The sequence below is a fragment of the Mesorhizobium sp. B2-5-11 genome, from assembly GCF_006440835.1.
GTDB lineage: Bacteria > Pseudomonadota > Alphaproteobacteria > Rhizobiales > Rhizobiaceae > Mesorhizobium.
Map to the genome: position 1 here is coordinate 201,791 of NZ_VFUK01000007.1, position 15,907 is coordinate 217,697.

A 15,907-nucleotide genomic window follows, 5' to 3' on the forward strand; every position below is an offset into this window, starting at 1 on the left:
ACTGCTCCAAGTAAGACGTTGCTAGGCAGCGACACTCGTTGAAACAAGCGACCACTGAACGAGGCCGTCTATGGTAACGCGAATCTTCGCCGGCAGCGCCTTTGTCTGCGGCCACAGGACGCTGATCGGCAGTTCGCCGCCTGACAGGCCCTCCAGGACAATCTGAAGGGCCCCGTCTTGAAGATCGCCTTCCACCATCCATGACGGAAGTTGCGTCAGACCGTGTCCTGCCTTAGCGGCCATTAGCACCGTCTCGAAATCCTGCAGTTCATGCTTGACTGGGACGGCCTGCCGCGCTGTCGAGCCGTCGGGTTGCTTCATCAGCCAGGCGATGCGGTTGCCTTGCCGTCGTCCGACGATGCAATCGTGTCCGGCAAGATCGCTCCAGGATCGCGGAACGCCCCGCCGTGCGAGATAGCCAGGTGCTCCGACTATCACCGTCTGCTGGACCCCAATCTGTCGCGCGACGAGGTCGGTCGAATCCTCAAGATTGCCGATACGCACGGCGAGGTCGATGTTTTCGCCGATCAGGTCGACCCGCCGGTCGGTGAAGCTGACATTGAGGTTCAGCGCCGGATAGCGTTTCGCAACCCCTAACAGTACGGGCATGACGTGCAGTCGACCGAACGCCGTCGGGAGATCGATGCGGACTTCGCCGCCAGGCGTGTCCCGCGCGAGCGCGAGGGCGCTCTCGCCACGCTCAAGTTCGTCGAGTGCCGCGACGCAGTGCTCCAGCCAGGCCTCTCCGGCAGGCGTCAAGGTCAGGCGGCGAGTCGTCCGGTGGAGCAGCTTGGAGCCCAAGCGCGCCTCCAGACGCGACACCGCCCGGCCGATCGCGGACTTGGCCATGCCCATTTCCGCCGCAACCGCGGTGAAACTACCGAGCCGAATAACGGCTACGAATTCGGCGATGCCATCGAAACGCGAGTTCATCCGCCTATTGTAGCTTCAGACGCAATAGTGAGTCCACCAGGCCGGCACTAATCTGCTGAGGGGTATCCTTTATATCTTCTGGAGCTTTAATTCTCCACAGGAGCCGCCCCATGCCCTCTCTATTCGATTCCTTCGATCTAGGTCCCGTCCACCTCACGAGCCGCATCGTCATGCCGCCGATGACGCGCACCCGCACCTCCGAGGGTGCTCTTCCGACAGATGGCGACCTCCCGAACGAACTGACCGTCAAATATTACGGTCAGCGAGCTAGCGCCGGCCTGATCATCTCCGAAGTCAACGACGTGGATCAGTCCAGCCACGGCTACGCGCGGATTCCCGGGATTCACTCCGAAGCCCAGAAGCAGGCCTGGCGCCCGGTGACCGAAGAGGTTCATCGTCAGGGCGGCACCATCTTCATGCAGCTGTGGCATGTCGGCCGACTGGCGCATTCCTCGCTTCTGCCGAACGGCCAGGCGCCAGTGGGCGTGACCGCGGAACAGGCCGTCGGCTCAGAGGTGTTCGCCCATGGCCCGGACGGCCGGTTGCGCTTCATGGCGGCAGAGACGCCGAGGCCGCTCAGCACCGAGGAAGTGACGGCCATGGTGGGAACCTTCGCCAAAGCCGCCGCCAATGCGCGGGAGGTCGGGTTTGACGGCATCGAGATCCATGCCGCCAACGGCTATCTGATCGAGCAGTTCATGAACTCGGTGCTCAACACCCGCACCGACCGCTACGGCGGCGGCAGCATGGAAGATCGTGCGCGCTTCCTGATGGAAGTCGTCGACGCGGTCGTGGCGGAATTCGGCGCGGGACGCGTGGGGGTTCGCCTCTCACCGTTCGGCAAATATGGTTCAATGCCCGCTGATCCGCTCGTCGAGGAGACGTTCCTGTACATCGTCGAGCAGCTCGGGCGCCGCGGCGTGGCCTATGTCCATCTGCTCTACGAACTGCTGCCCGACGGCAACATGGAATCGGCCACGTTCGAGGCGCGCCATCTCGACCATGACATGCTCGCCAAGGCGCGAGCGTCGTTCCCCGGCGCGTTCACATGGTGCGGCGGCTTCAATGACGTCGAGCGTGCCCAAGCCGCGCTCGCTACCGGGCTGGTGGACCTGATTGCCTATGGCAGGACGTATATCGCGAACCCGGATCTCGTCGAGCGTCTTCGGAGCGGCTGGCCATTGGCCGTAGCGGACCGGTCCGTCTATTACACCCGCAATGGCGAGGTGGGGTACACGGACTTCCCCACCTATTCGAAGAATGGCGCCGCAAGCAGGGCCGCCTGACACGACGATAGGCCGAGCAGGAGTCCGGCGCAGCGCCACGCACTCCTGCCGGTCGAGACGACCTCCATAGGTTCCGGCGGAGTCGCCCTGTGCCCGCGCAGATCCTGGATCTGGGTGCGCCTGACCGCCCTTCTTTCACGACAGGCAGAAACATCATGACAAAGCGAACATTTCTCGTCACCGGCGCCAGCAAGGGCATCGGCCGCGCGCTCTCGGCGCGGCTCGCCGCCGACGGTCATCACGTTGTCGGCATCGCTCGTGGCGATGATCCAGCGGACGAGCTTGGCGTGAAGGCCATCGCGAAATGGAAGAGCAGCCCGCCTCGAGGCCATTGGCAGGAGGCGGGCGTGAGGATTAAATATTCGCTTGTGCTAATATAAAAATGACGTAACGTAATGTCCGGCATCTTGAGGATGCGCAACCGTGGGGGAGTACGATGAGAGTTGCTATATTTTGCGCGGCTATCATGATCGCTGCGACTGGTGGCACCATTGCCAAGGAAAAGAAAGTGGTGGTCGGTGATGCTGCGGCCCTGTGCTCTACGAAGCATTCGACCAAGAAGCCGGTGAGAGATCTGGACTGCGGTTTGACTGGCACGGCCAAAATGCCGGATGGAGCAACCCCGGAAAAGCCGCGCCTCGGATACGACACCGATCCGTGGATGGTCATTGGCTTTTAAAGCTGGCTGCAGATAGCCGCCAACTTGCGGCGTGGCCGATGGTCGCCAGGTACTTGGAATGACACTCGTATCAAATTCCAGTACAACCAAACGAATTACCGCAATCCACCAGCAATCCCCAATTGCCGTGAGCCCATCGGGCGCTTGGCGAATTGGGACGATGGTTTCGCACGACTACCTGCCGACAAAGTAGCTATCTGCGTGCCGATTGTTGCTGATTATCTATGGAATGTTTTACTTTTGTTTTCAGCACGTTACGTCGCGGGTTTCGGCGACGTTTGAGTGGGGGTCAGTAATGATCCGGTGGTGGGCCGAACTCGACGATCCTGCCACGATGCATGACAGGGAACCGCTCGCCAAAATGGGCGACGACGGCAACATGGCATGGTGCACCGGCTTGCATACGATCTGAGGCATCACGTTTGCACTCACAAAAAGCTTGATCTCGGCCCTGCGATATTCATGGATGAGGCGTAGGTGTAATAGTTGTGGTAAGGGAATGACGCTTTCTTTTCATGGAGATTGCGATGAGGGAGAGAACAATTGAAAGCGGCCTCAGCCCGCAAATGCAGGAGGCCATTCCGATAATTCGACGCGTTTTCAGACAACATGCGCCGAGGCGGCTTGAGCTTGAGCTTACTGCTGGAAAAGAGTGGTATAATCATTCCCGCTGGTCCCTGCATCATTCCGGCAATGCGGTTGATATTAGGACGAAAAAGCTGGCGGATCGCGGGACCGGTATGTTGTCAATCCTTTTAGGATACTTTTTGCAGCAGGAGCTTAACTCTGAACTTGGCAAGGCCAAGTATTTAGTCCTGGTGAACGATCAAGGGCCTATGTTTCCGCATATTCACGTTCAGTATAATCCAGGGGCCAGAATGAGCACACCCGGGGACTATGACGGCAAGCGACGGCGAGCGGTCTAGCAGCCCAAAGGAAACTCCTTTGCGTGCTTGGTTGCCTTTTGCACGCAAGCGCGGACAAAAGCCTCGCCGCGCTCTTTGCGCCATGCCGTGGAAGACATCCTTCAATCCACCGCGCGGATGCAAAGCCGTTTGATGCGCCGGTACCATCCGCCCAAATTACTCGAAGAAATAAGTAAAGCCCCCGTCGGAGGCTCCGACGGTCACCTTCGTCATCTTTTCACCGTCAAGCGACCGGTTGAGCACGCCGCGGCTTAATTCCGGCAGAAGCGTGTTGGTTAAGATGGCATCGATCATCCGCCCGCCGGATTCGATTTCCGTGCAGCGTGCCCTGACCAGATCGATGACGCCGTCGCCGATCACCAGTTCCGCGCCACTGGTTGCACGCAGCCGGCGAGCGATCCTGGCGAACTGATGACGGGTGATCGCCTCGATCATCGAATCCGACAGCGGGTAGTAAGGAATGGTTACCACCCGTCCAAGAAACGCCGCCGGAAAAACCTTCAGCAACGGCCGGCGCAAGGCCGTATCCAGATCTTCGAGGCCGGTCCGAACCGTGCCGTTCCTCGTCCGGTCCATGATGACTTCAGAGCCGACGTTCGAGGTGAGCAGGATCAATGTGTTCTTGAAATCGATGCGCCGCCCTTCGCTGTCGTCCATCATGCCCTTGTCGAAAACCTGGAAGAAGATTTCGTGGACGTCCGGATGCGCCTTCTCGACCTCGTCGAGCAGGATCACCGAATAGGGTTTGCGCCGAACCGCCTCTGTCAGGATGCCACCCTTGCCGTAGCCGACATAGCCGGGGGGCGCTCCCTTTAAAGTCGAGACAGTATGCGCCTCCTGAAACTCCGACATGTTGATCGAGATCAGGTTCTGTTCGCCACCATAAAGCGTCTCCGCCAAGGCCAGCGCGGTTTCGGTCTTGCCGACGCCGGAGGGGCCACAAAGCAGGAACACCCCCACCGGCTTTTCCGGCGCGCCGAGCCCGGCGCGGCTGGTCTGCACACGCTTGGCGATCATCTCCATGGCATGCTCTTGGCCAACCACGCGCTCGCACAGAGTGGCCGCGAGCCGGAGGGCTTTTTCGGTCTGGCTCGACAGCATGCGCCCCGTGGGGATGCCGGTCCAGTCCTGGACCACCGCGGCCACGGCATTTCGATCAACCGAGGGCAGGATCAGCGGCGCCTCGCCTTGCGCCTCGGCCAGTTCAGCCATGCGTTCGCGCAACCGGGTAAGATCGGCGACCGGATCAGGTGGAAGTCCATCGGCAACAGCCGTTTTCACTTTGGGATCGGATGCCTTGTCCTTGGGCGTTTGGATCTCAGGCAACTCAGACTCAGAGGCGTTGGCATCCGCTGGCGTTTCCATCGCATCGAGCGGCATACCGTCGCCGCGCAGTCGGGCACGCAATTCGAGTATCTCGGCAACTAAAACTCTTTCGCGGTCCCAACGTTGTTGCGCGGCAGCCAGCGCGACCCCTGTTTCGGCAAGTCCGGTGTCGACCCGTGCCTGCCGTTCGGTCACCTCGATCCCGATCGCCGCCTCACGATCGATGATGCCGTGCTCGACCTCCAGCGCCTGGCGCCGCCGTATGATATCCTCCAGCTCGGCCGGCGTGGCATGCTGCGAGATTGCGACCCGGGCGCAAGCGGTGTCGAGAAGGCTTACCGCCTTGTCGGGTAGTTGCCGCGCCGGGATATAGCGGTGTGACAGGCCCACTGCCGCCTCGATCGCCTCATCCAGTATCTGCACCCGGTGGTGCTGCTCGAGAACTCCGGCCACCCCGCGCAACATGAGAACGGCCACAGCTTCGGAAGGCTCGTCGATCTTTACCACCTGAAACCGACGGGTCAGCGCCGGGTCTTTTTCTATGTGCTGCTTGTATTCAGCCCAGGTCGTTGCCGCGACGGTACGCAGTTCACCGCGTGCCAGCGCCGGCTTCAGGAGATTGGCCGCGTCGCCGGTTCCAGCAGGGCCGCCTGCGCCGATCAAGGTGTGAGCTTCATCGATAAAAAGGATAACCGGTGTTTCGGACGACTGCACCTCGTCGATTACAGCCTTAAGCCGTTTTTCGAACTCGCCCTTTACGCTTGCCCCGGCCTGCATCAAACCGACATCGAGCATGCGCACGCTGACGCCCTGTAGCATCGGCGGTACATCGCCCTGGGCAATACGCAAGGCGAAGCCCTCGACGACCGCGGTCTTGCCTACCCCGGCTTCGCCCGTCAGGATCGGGTTGTTCTGCCGCCGCCGCATCAGCACATCAACGATCTGCCTGATCTCGGGGTCGCGGCCGACGACGGGATCGATCTTGCCGTCGCGGGCGCGCTGGGTCAGGTCGGTGGCGTATTTCGCCAGCGCCGAATCCCCACCCGGAGCCCGCCGTGGCATCTCCGTTGCGGAGACCGTGGTCGAGGTGCCAGCTTCGAGTGAGCCCTCCATGACATCGGCGAACCGCGCGATCACCGCGTCGGCGTCGATCTCGTCGAATGCGCCGCTGATCTTCGACAGCAGGCCTTCTAGGACCGGGGTCTTCAGGCAAGCGAGCAGAATATGCGCGCTGCGGACTTCCTCGACGCTGAACTCAAGCGTCGCCAAGTTCCAGGCCTCCTGGATGGCATGAAAGATGTGGTCGGAAAATTCCTCGATCGATGTGGCGCCGTATGGCAGCTTGTCCACGGCGCGGGTCATATCGGCCGTGAGCCGGCTGGCATCCACTCCCGCATCGGCGATGATCATTTGCACGTCCGAGCGATCGGAAAGCACCAGTTGCTCGATGAAGTGGACGAGTTCGACGTAAGGGTTGCCGCGCAGCTTGGCGGTGTCCGCGGCTGCCTTGAAGGCGCGCACGCCGACAGGATTGAGCTTGCCGACCAGTTCCTTACGCTTGAAGCTCTGTGACGACCGGCGCTGTTCCATCGAACCTGCTCCTGCAATCTGCCAGTCGACAACCTGCCACATAAGCCGTCGCTTGACAAAGCGCCCGATGGACGGCGTCGCCAAGGCCGTTCGCGGGGCCGTCAGCCTTTGGAAGCCCGAACCACTGGCGGCAGAAGAATTCGCGCATCCGTGTGGTGTATTTTGCCGATTGGGTTCGGCAGTCTCGCCAAGCCATCCCATAGCGAACACGCGGTGGTCAGCTTTCGTTAGCTTTTAAGCAGCGGCTTTAATTGGCGTACGGCACATCAGTGTGGTAACCTTGGGTCAGGTGCCGTTGAGGGCCGGTCGCTGGGGGTCTGTGTGATTGATGTCGCACTTTGGCTTACTCCGCTCGACGGTGAAAATCCGTCAGGGGAGGATTTGCGCAACGACCCGGCCTTTCATGAGCTGGAGCGACTGACGGAACAGCAGAAGAAAGTCGAGTTCCAAGGCAGCAAAAACACTGAAGTCGACGTTCCGATAGACTGGCCTACCGTGCTTACCAGGGCTGAAGAGCTGCGGTCTCACGGCCGTGACCTGCGCCTTCTCGTCATTGTTACGCGTGGACTGGCCAACGAGCATCGGTTGGCCGGCCTGGCTGCCGGCCTGACCCTCATCGCGCAAACTGTCGATCAGCATTGGACGACCATGCATCCGGCCCTGCGGTCCGGTGCCACGCCGCGCGAAGCAGCCTTGCGCCGCATCAATGCGCTTACCGACCTTCAGAACGGCCAGGACGGTCTACTCAAAGATTTGCGGAAAATGACATTCTTTGCGCCGCGCGCCATTGGGCCGATCCTGGGCGCGGATCTGGAGAAGGGTTCGCTTGACGAGCGGGTCATGCTGCAGGAGGCTGCTTCGGGACTGAATGCGGCCGAGAAGGCGAAGCTGGCAAGCGAGCACAGCCAACTGGTGAACCGGGTGCGCAGCGCATGCGCGGCGCTGATTGATCAGGCCGGGCCAGAAATGACGTTGCTCATAGCCGACGCCCGCGCCGCGATCGCCGCTCTCGAGAGCGTCGAAGCCGCCTTTAACTCCCGCCTCGAAGGCGCTGGCGCCACGCTTCCCGAGTTAAAGCGGTTTCTGCAGCGTCTGCTGACGACCCTCGAACGAAACGCGACCGGTGCCACTGCCGCGAACGGCCTCGCAAAGCCGGTCGCGACGCCAGCAGAACCGGCAGCACGTGTTCGCAACGGCGATGGAGCCGATACGATGGCAAGCGTGGCAAGCTACGCAGAATCCGGCGACAGCGGCCTGCCCGACCGGATCTCCTCGCGCGACGATGTCGTCAAATGCCTCGATCTCGTCGTCGCCTTCTATGACAGCACCGAACCGTCCAGCCCGATCCCGCACCTGGCGCGGCGCGTGCGCCGAATGGTGCATATGGATTTCGTTGAACTGATGGAAGATCTCGCCCCGTCGGGACTGAAGGAATTTCGGCTTCTTGCCGGCGTTCCCGATGTCAAGAAGACGGCACAGAAAGATGAAAGGTAAGACACATGCCAGCCGAAAGCAAAGCCAAGGTCATCGAACGAAATCGCGCGCCACGGGTGCAGATCGCCTATGACGTGGAAACCTACGGCAGCCCGACGACGATCGAACTGCCGTTTGTCATGGGCGTGATGGCCGACCTTTCCGGTGCTTCGCAAACCAAGGAAGCGTCAAAGTCGGTTCTGGACCGCTCCTTCGTCGAGACCGACGCGAACCGCTTCCCCAAGTTCATGGAGGCGCTCGGACCCCGCGTCAAAGCGCGGGTGAAGAACACGCTGCCGCAGGCCGAAGGCCAAGAGCGCGACGAGGAACTGGCGCTCGATCTCACCTTCACCAAAATGGGCGATTTCGCCCCCGACAAGATCGCCGAGCAGGTTCCGCAACTGGCCGAGATCCTCAAGATGCGTCGTCAGCTCGAGGAATTGCTGGGCTTCATGGATGGCCGCGTAGACGCCGAAAAGCGTATCGCGCAGTTGCTGAACAACGAGCCACTTCTTGGCAAGATCGCCAGCCAGGCGCTGACTGACGACGACAAGGCGGGAGAATAAACCATGGCCGAACAGCAAAAGACCGCCACCCTCGCCGCCGAGGCCGAAGCCATAGACCTTGGAGAATTCAGTGGACTCCTCGAAAAGGATTTCAAGGTCAAGAAAGACGACAGCGAGAAGCTGCAGCAACTCGTGCGCAATCTCGCGCTCGCAGCGCAGTCCCGTTCCGACACCACAACCATCTCGTCCAATGCCATCAAGTCGATCAAGTCGCTGATCGCCGGTATCGACAAGATGCTGACGGCTCAGGTCAACGAGATCCTGCACGCGCCGGAAGTGCGCGAAATGGAAGGCACATGGCGCGGCCTGTGGTACCTCGTCAACAACACCGAGACCGACCAGAAGCTTAAAATCCGGGTGATGAACATCTCCAAGGAGCAGCTGGCCGACACGCTCGAAGACTACGAAGGCCAGATGTGGGATCAGAGTCCGATCTTCAAGAAAGTCTACACAGACGAATATTCGATGCTTGGCGGCGAGCCGATCGGCTGCGTGATCGGCGCCTACGAATTTTCCAACCACCCGCGCGACGTCGGTCTGCTACGCAACATCTCCGGCATCTGCGCTTCTGCGCATACGCCTTTTATCGCGGCCGCCTCGCCTCGACTGTTTCGTATGGATAGCTGGCAGGAATTGCCGAACCCTCAGGATCTGCAGCAGATCGTTTCCAACCCGGCCTATGCCTCCTGGCAGTCGCTGCGCGAAAGCGAGGATGCTCGCTACATTGGGCTGACCATGCCCCGCGTCCTGGCCCGGCTGCCATATGGCACGGACACCGTTCCGGTGAAGGGCTTCACCTTCGAGGAAGAGGTGCAGGGCGATCACAACAAGTATGTCTGGATGAACGCCGCCTTCCCGATGGGCGTCAACATCAACCGCAGCCACAAGCTGTTTGGCTGGGGTACCCAGATCCGCGGCGTCGAGAACGGCGGAACGGTGCTTAATTTGCCGGTGCACAGCTTCCCGACCGATGATGGGTCGATAGCGATGAAATGCCCCACGGAAGTCGCCATTGATGACCGGCGTGAGGCGGAACTCGCCAAGCTTGGCCTGATGCCGATCCTGCACCGGAAGAACACGGATCTTGCGGCTTTCATCGGTGCCCATTCGTTACAGGACGACGAAACGCGCGCCGGCCGACTGGTGGACCCCGATGCGCAGTCTAATGAGCGGCTGAGCGCCAACTTGCCCTACTTGTTCCCGGTTTCGCGCTTTGCGCACTATCTCAAAGCCATAGCGCGAGACAAGGTCGGGTCGTTTAAGGAACGCTCCGACATGCAGATCTGGTTGACCGAGTGGATCAACCGCTACGTGCTGGCCAACCCGGCCTTTGCCGACGACAAGGCGCGCGCCAAGCGCCCGCTCGCCGCCGCCGAGGTCCAAGTGGACAGCGTGGAGGGGCGGCCGGGCTACTACAACGCCCGCTTCTATCTGCGCCCGCATTACCAGCTGGAGGGCATCAATGCCTCGCTTCGACTGGTGTCGGAACTGCCGTCCGTTAAGACTTGATTGCAGCAACAACAATCTTTTTTTTGACAATGGTGGAGAGAGACAATGCCAGTAAAGATTGATGGTTTTCTGAAGGTTCCCGATATCAAGGGCCCCAGCACCCGCGACGGCCACGATGATGAGATCGAAATCCATGGCGTCGACTACAAGATGGTCGCACCCTATGACCCGAATTCGCTCTCACGTCGGGGGCGCGTGTCCATGGGCATGATCAAGTTCATCAAACACTACGACAAATCTTCGCCTTATCTCAAGAAAGCCTTGTTCGAGAACAAGGCCCTCGATGAAGTGGTGTTCTCGGCACGTCGGACGATCGATGGCGAGACTAAGGATTATCTGGTCGTCACCCTCACCGACGCCTCGATCATGGAATACGACATGTCGCAGGCCGAGGATGAGGAAGACCTGATCCAGGAAGAGGTCAGCTTCGCCTACAAGAAGATCAAGTTCGTCTATGACGGCAATGATGAAGCCGAAATGGATGTCTATGTCGGCAAGTGAGGGTCGGCGACCCGACGCTGGCAAGCAGCACAGTACCGGCAGCTTGCGGGCAAAAAGCGAGGCCGTCCAGCCGTCGCTTTGGGATCGCCTCGTCAATGACCTGCCTGGTCTGACCTCGGAGATAGACGGGCTGCGCCATGTCTTGCTCGACGAGCTTGGCGCCGACCGTGTCGACGCCCTCGTTGGCGCCAGCGCGCGGGCCATCGACGCTGATGCCGAACTCACAGCCGAGCAAAAACGGCGTCTGCATCGATTGGCCTTTCAGACCCAGCATCGGGTCGAGATCGAAAGTCGCGGCGTTGTGGTGTCAGCCCGCGTGCTCAGAGAAGCAGTGCGGCGTGACGTCGAGGCGCTCTTCAATACCGAGCGCTTCGAGGCCACGCCGCTCCTGTCCGATCTGGAAAATGAACAGGTATCGGACAACCCACCGTCGCTCGCAGATTTCCCGGAGGTGCGCCGGAGCGTGGTCAATTACGGCGTCCCCTCCTTCTCGGGCAGGTCTTCGCGCGACTTTGATCGCGATGTGCTGGCGCGTGAGATCCGTGCGGTGCTAGCCACCTTCGAGCCCCGCCTCAAGGAAAGCGCAACAAAGGTCACAGTGACGCTTGGCGACAAGACCGCGGGCCTCAAGATCGAGATTGACGGTGTGCTGATCATAACCCCGACACCGGAACGCATGCGCCTGCGCACTACGATCAATCTCGATAACGGCGCGGCGCGGACCGAAATCAGGGACGCCTGAGATGGATCGGGTCTTCGTCGAATATTACGAGGAGGAGTTGACCCACATCCGCGGCCTTGCGGCCGAATTTGCCGATATGCATCCAGCGGTCGCGCGCAACCTTTCCCTCGACACGGTCCCCTGTCCGGACCCCTATGTTGAGCGGCTGCTGGATGGCGTGGCTTTCCTCGCGGCGCGCACCCGGCTAAAGGTCGACGCCGAGCGTTCGCGATTTTCGCGCAGTGTGCTCGACGTTCTTTATCCCGATCTGGTCACCCCGGCGCCGGCAACGGCGATGGTGGTGCTCAAACCAGGCCAGCAGGTCCAGACCATGCTCGACGGCCACGTCGTCAGGCGCAACACCCGGCTGGTTTCCAGCCTGCGGCCCGGCCTTTCGACGCGCTGCACTTTCTCGACCGCGCAAGAGACGACCCTGTGGCCGATAGCAATCACTTCGGTCAGCTATTTTCAGGACCGCAGCGCGTTGGCGGCGGCCGGGATGGCCACGGTCGGCGGTGTGCGCGGCGAGGCGGCGCTCCGCATCACGCTGGCCCCGACCGGAAAAGGCAAGCTCCACGAATTGACGCTCGACCGGCTCGATATTTATTTTGCCGGGCGAACCAAGGCGCCGCTGCTATTCGACGCGATCTTCGGCACTTGCTCAACCGTTGGCGCACGCGCTGAGGGCAAGACCAACCCGTTGTCGCCCTTGCCAGCGCCCGAAATGGTTGGCATCAGCGACGACGAAGCCTTGATGCCGCGTACCCGCCCGACATTCGAAGGATATCGCCTCCTGCGAGAATACTTCATAATGCCCGAGCGCTTCCACTATGTGCGGGTTTCGGGGCTACAGCCTGTCGTGCGTCGATGCGACGGAGGGCTTGAGATCGTCTTCCAATTCAGGCGTCCGGTGCCAGAGTTGGCCGATCTGACATCGGCCGACTTCGAACTTTTCGCAACGCCGATCATCAATCTTTTCGAACGTGAGTGCAACGTCGTCGAGATCGATGCGCGTAAGACACGCCAGGTTTTGCATGCAGACCGCACGCGGGCGCGCGACTTTGAAATCTATCGGATCATTCGTGTTGAGGACGCCGACACCGAAGGCAACGACGCCGAAATTCCGGAACTGTTCAGCCTGGGGCAGAACAGCGGCAGTGGGTGGGTCTACTCAACCGAGCGGCGCCCTCGGCGCGCGACCGAAGACGAACGGCGCGACGGTCTAACGCGCACGTCATACACCGGCGACGACGTTTTCCTGGCCGTATCGCGACCGCTCGCTAGCCCGGCGTACCGACCTCTGAAGCGTCTCGACGTCGTAGCACTGTGCACCAATCGTGACCTGCCGATCCTCGATGACAATCCCACATTGACGCTTGAGGCCGGCGACCCGGTCGAAATCGTCAGGCTCCTTGGAGCCCTGCGTCCACCGCAGCCGGCGATCCCCGCAGCACTGCCCACAGGGGCCGAGGGTGAATCGCGCGCCGACGATCTCGCCTGGCGGCTGGTGGCACAGCTCATGCTTAACTTCCTCAGCCTTGCCAAGGAGGGCCGCGGCGTCGACCCGTTGCATGCGCTTCTCGATATCTATGCCGACCGAGGCGATCCCAGCCTGGCTCGCAATGTACATTCGATCGCCCGCATCGACTCGCGGCCGGTCGTGGAGCGGCTTCAGATCGAGGGGCCGATGTGCTTCGGACGCGGCACCGAGGTTACGTTGCATGTCGATGAATCCATCCTGGCTGGCCAAAGCACTTTGCTGCTTTCGGCTTTGCTGGCGCGGCTGTTCGCCCGATATGCCGGAATAAACGGTTTCGTGCGGACCCGCACGCGGCTGCTGCAGAAGCAGGAGGATGTGCCATGGCCGATGACGCCCGGCAATCGCTCCCTGATCTAGACAAGCCCAGCCCAAACCCCGCTGAAGGTCTGTCCGAAGGGTTCGACTTTTTCGAATTGCTGCGCCGTCTCGAACAGCAAAATGCCGTGTTCGGCCATTCCGGCCGTCCCGACCGTGAGCCGGCAAGGCTTGGCCAGCATGTGCGCCTCGCCTTCTCGGCCAGGGACCTGGTCTATTTCCGCGAAGCCGACAACGGCAAGCCGGCCCGGGTCACGATTGCAAATCTGGGTCTCTTGGGCCCCGAGGGTCCAATGCCGCTGCATCTGACGCGCTGGGTGCTCGACCGGCTGTCGCAGCGGTGGTTCGCCGGGGCCAACGCACAGCTGACCAGCGACACTACTTTCGTCGATTTCGTCAACATTCTGCAGCACCGCATGATCGCCCTTTACTATCGGGCGTGGGCGGATGCGAATCCGGCCGTTCAGGTTGAACGCGCGGTCGGTGGCCGGGTTCGCGCCATGCTTGCGGCCATGGCCGGTATCGGACTTCCCGGCACCCGAAACATCGATCTCGACATGGTGAAGCTTCGCCAGGCGGCTTCGCTCGCCAGCCAGGTCGAGGGCCCGGAACGACTGACACTGTTCCTGGCGGAAGCCTTCAAGGTGCCGGTAAAGATCAAGGAATTCGTCGCCGCCTGGACAATCATACCAGCAGGCCTCCAGACCCGCCTCGCAAAATCCTTTGCTGTGCTCGGTCGGGGGGCGACGATCGGCCCACGCGTTTTCACCCGCCAAAGCAGGATCGAACTGCGGGTCGGCCCTTTGAAGTATGATGATTTCAAGACATTCCTGCCGGGCAGCCAGCGGCTCAAACTGTTCCAGCACGCGGTTCGCGACGTGGTCGGAGAATCTCTCGATGTCGATCTGCGTATCGTGCTTGCGCGTGAAGCAGTGCCGCCGCCCCGTATTGGAGCGGTGCAGCTCGGCCGAACCGCCTGGCTTGCGCGACCCGCTGAAAGGGGAGATGCTGATGATATGCGGCTGCGCACAATCGTCGGATGGCGGCCGGAAATGGCGGGGGGCGCGGCATGAGTCTGCTGCTAACGCTAGAGCAAGGGCCACGCACCCAGGCGGTGCGGCAAACTCGCCTGGACGAAGGTGAGCTGGTGATCGGCCGCAGCGCCGATGCAGGCTGGCAGATCGATGATCCCGACATGTTCGTTTCACGCGCTCACTGCAAAATCTCTGGCGGGCGAGATGGATATTTCGTCACCGACACATCGAGCAGCGGTTTGTTCATAAACGATTCCGATAGCCCGCTTGGTCCAGGCAAGTCCGCACGCCTTCAAAGCGGCATGCGGCTCAGGCTGGGCGATTACGTCGTCTGTGTCGACCTGCAGATCGCGGCCGCTCAATCGCCCGCAGTCATCCAGCCGGTCCCAGAACGTCTGCCAGCGGCATCGCGGGCGCCGGTAAGCATCGGCCGCGATGACTTCTTTTCCGCCAAGGTCGAAGAAGCGCCGCAACGGCCTCGACCTGCTGATCTGCCGAACCCATTCGAGCAGCCGATCCCAGGGGCGTTCGAGCGCGCGTCCTCCGGCCAGCGCAACTCGCCTGCTTTCGACGACCCGTTCAGCCTCGATCCGGTTTCAACGCCGGTGTCGAAAAACGCCGCCGTTTATGTCGAGCAGGGCGGGGTGGGCAGCCGGGCGGATCCATTCAGCCTCGACCGGCCCCCCCCTCCCAGCCACGGAGCTGAATCCGCAGCGGGAAAGCTGTCCGACTTCAACGATGATTTTGGTTTCGGACCGGTCTCCTCGCCCAGTTCGACAAATAACTCGGCCTCGACCGGCCAGCGCGAGCGCATTGCCCAACGGCCACCATCCGCCAATCCCTGGGATATTCCCGCGCAACCGGCCGATGTCCTGCCTCCAGCGCGCATGGGTGCTGCTTCCAAACCTGCCCGCCCGCCGGCAAGCGCGCAGCCCGCCGAGATGGCGCTCCGCGCCGCCTTCTTGCGCGGCATGGGCGTCGAGGAAGCCGATTTCCCCGGGCGCGACAGCATCGTGGAAATGGAGAAGTTCGGCCGCGAATACCGGCTGATGATGGAAGGGCTGATGCAGCTTCTGCGCAAGCGGGCCGAGGAGAAAGGAAATGCTCGCGTCGCCCAGACAATGGTCGGTGCTTCCGAAGTCAATCCGCTCAAATTTCTGCCGACGGTCGACGACGCCATCGTGACGCTGGTCGCTGAGCGCAGCCCCGGATTTCTCGCCGGGGAGGCGGCAATCGCCGATGCAGTTCGCGATCTCGCGCAACATCACGTGCGCGCTTGGCGAGGCATACAGGCCGCTTTGCGACGGATGATCGATCGTTTCGATCCCGCAGCGATCGAGGACGAGCTGAAATCGAATTCGGCGATCGGCACCCTGCTTTCGGGCGGGCGCGGCGCCAAGCTGTGGGAGCTCTATCAAAAACGCCATCGCGAAATCGCCGAAAGCGCGGAAAAAAGCTTCCTTGGCGAAATCGGCACTGATTTTCGAGATGCATATGAGGAGGAGTAA

The 15,907-nt window shown here is 61.2% G+C and carries 13 protein-coding genes and 1 pseudogene; 12 read left to right on the plus strand and 2 right to left on the minus strand.

The genetic code is table 11. The annotated features are described in order from the left end of the window. Positions 1 to 21: 21 nt before the first annotated feature. Entirely contained in the window at positions 22 to 933 is a 912-nt protein-coding gene (locus FJ490_RS22355; protein ID WP_140498281.1) for a LysR family transcriptional regulator, read from the minus strand. 110 nt (positions 934 to 1,043) lie between these two features. On the opposite strand from FJ490_RS22355, the gene FJ490_RS22360 reads away from it, so the two are divergent. The 4 genes and pseudogenes from FJ490_RS22360 to FJ490_RS22375 all read left to right on the plus strand — a co-directional run bounded on the left by FJ490_RS22360 (position 1,044) and on the right by FJ490_RS22375 (position 3,824). Beyond that, a complete protein-coding gene (locus FJ490_RS22360) occupies positions 1,044 to 2,219 on the plus strand; it encodes an alkene reductase (protein ID WP_140729100.1) in 1,176 nt (391 codons plus the stop codon). Positions 2,220 to 2,374: 155 nt separating this feature from the next. Beyond that, positions 2,375 to 2,491: pseudogene (locus tag FJ490_RS22365) on the plus strand (SDR family NAD(P)-dependent oxidoreductase); the annotation flags it as partial. A gap of 194 nt (positions 2,492 to 2,685) precedes the next feature. Then, positions 2,686 to 2,898, plus strand: coding sequence for a hypothetical protein (locus FJ490_RS22370; RefSeq protein WP_181165313.1), 213 nt, complete (start codon positions 2,686 to 2,688; stop codon positions 2,896 to 2,898). A gap of 527 nt (positions 2,899 to 3,425) precedes the next feature. Beyond that, a complete protein-coding gene (locus tag FJ490_RS22375; RefSeq protein WP_140498284.1) occupies positions 3,426 to 3,824 on the plus strand; it encodes a hypothetical protein in 399 nt (132 codons plus the stop codon). A 156-nt stretch (positions 3,825 to 3,980) separates the two neighbouring features. On the opposite strand, the gene tssH is transcribed toward FJ490_RS22375, so the two are convergent. After that, positions 3,981 to 6,740 carry a type VI secretion system ATPase TssH gene (gene tssH / locus FJ490_RS22380; RefSeq protein WP_140524738.1) on the minus strand — a complete coding sequence of 920 codons (2,760 nt, stop codon included), beginning with the start codon at positions 6,738 to 6,740 and terminating at the stop codon, positions 3,981 to 3,983. Positions 6,741 to 7,061: 321 nt separating this feature from the next. On the opposite strand from tssH, the gene tssA reads away from it, so the two are divergent. From tssA to tagH, 8 genes are read left to right on the plus strand one after another with little or no spacing between them, the layout of a single operon-like run. Next, positions 7,062 to 8,234, plus strand: a complete 1,173-nt coding sequence (gene tssA, locus FJ490_RS22385; protein WP_140557377.1) for a type VI secretion system protein TssA — start codon at positions 7,062 to 7,064, stop codon at positions 8,232 to 8,234. A gap of 5 nt (positions 8,235 to 8,239) precedes the next feature. Continuing rightward, on the plus strand, positions 8,240 to 8,779 hold the full coding sequence (gene tssB / locus FJ490_RS22390) for a type VI secretion system contractile sheath small subunit (protein WP_140498287.1): 540 nt from the start codon (positions 8,240 to 8,242) through the stop codon (positions 8,777 to 8,779). A gap of 3 nt (positions 8,780 to 8,782) precedes the next feature. Beyond that, positions 8,783 to 10,288, plus strand: a complete 1,506-nt coding sequence (tssC, locus tag FJ490_RS22395; protein WP_140498288.1) for a type VI secretion system contractile sheath large subunit — start codon at positions 8,783 to 8,785, stop codon at positions 10,286 to 10,288. 45 nt (positions 10,289 to 10,333) lie between these two features. Continuing rightward, positions 10,334 to 10,789: an Hcp family type VI secretion system effector gene (locus tag FJ490_RS22400; RefSeq protein WP_115143971.1), complete on the plus strand. Its 456-nt coding sequence runs from the start codon at positions 10,334 to 10,336 to the stop codon at positions 10,787 to 10,789. Then, complete coding sequence (gene tssE, locus FJ490_RS22405; RefSeq protein ID WP_140498535.1) at positions 10,776 to 11,531, plus strand: type VI secretion system baseplate subunit TssE; 756 nt, start codon at positions 10,776 to 10,778, stop codon at positions 11,529 to 11,531. Before FJ490_RS22400 ends, tssE begins: the two co-directional genes overlap by 14 nt. A gap of 1 nt (position 11,532) precedes the next feature. Continuing rightward, entirely contained in the window at positions 11,533 to 13,407 is a 1,875-nt protein-coding gene (gene tssF, locus FJ490_RS22410; protein WP_140557375.1) for a type VI secretion system baseplate subunit TssF, read from the plus strand. Further along, on the plus strand, positions 13,371 to 14,438 hold the full coding sequence (gene tssG / locus FJ490_RS22415) for a type VI secretion system baseplate subunit TssG (protein ID WP_140623890.1): 1,068 nt from the start codon (positions 13,371 to 13,373) through the stop codon (positions 14,436 to 14,438). Before tssF ends, tssG begins: the two co-directional genes overlap by 37 nt. Next, positions 14,435 to 15,907, plus strand: coding sequence for a type VI secretion system-associated FHA domain protein TagH (tagH, locus tag FJ490_RS22420; protein WP_140624042.1), 1,473 nt, complete (start codon positions 14,435 to 14,437; stop codon positions 15,905 to 15,907). Before tssG ends, tagH begins: the two co-directional genes overlap by 4 nt.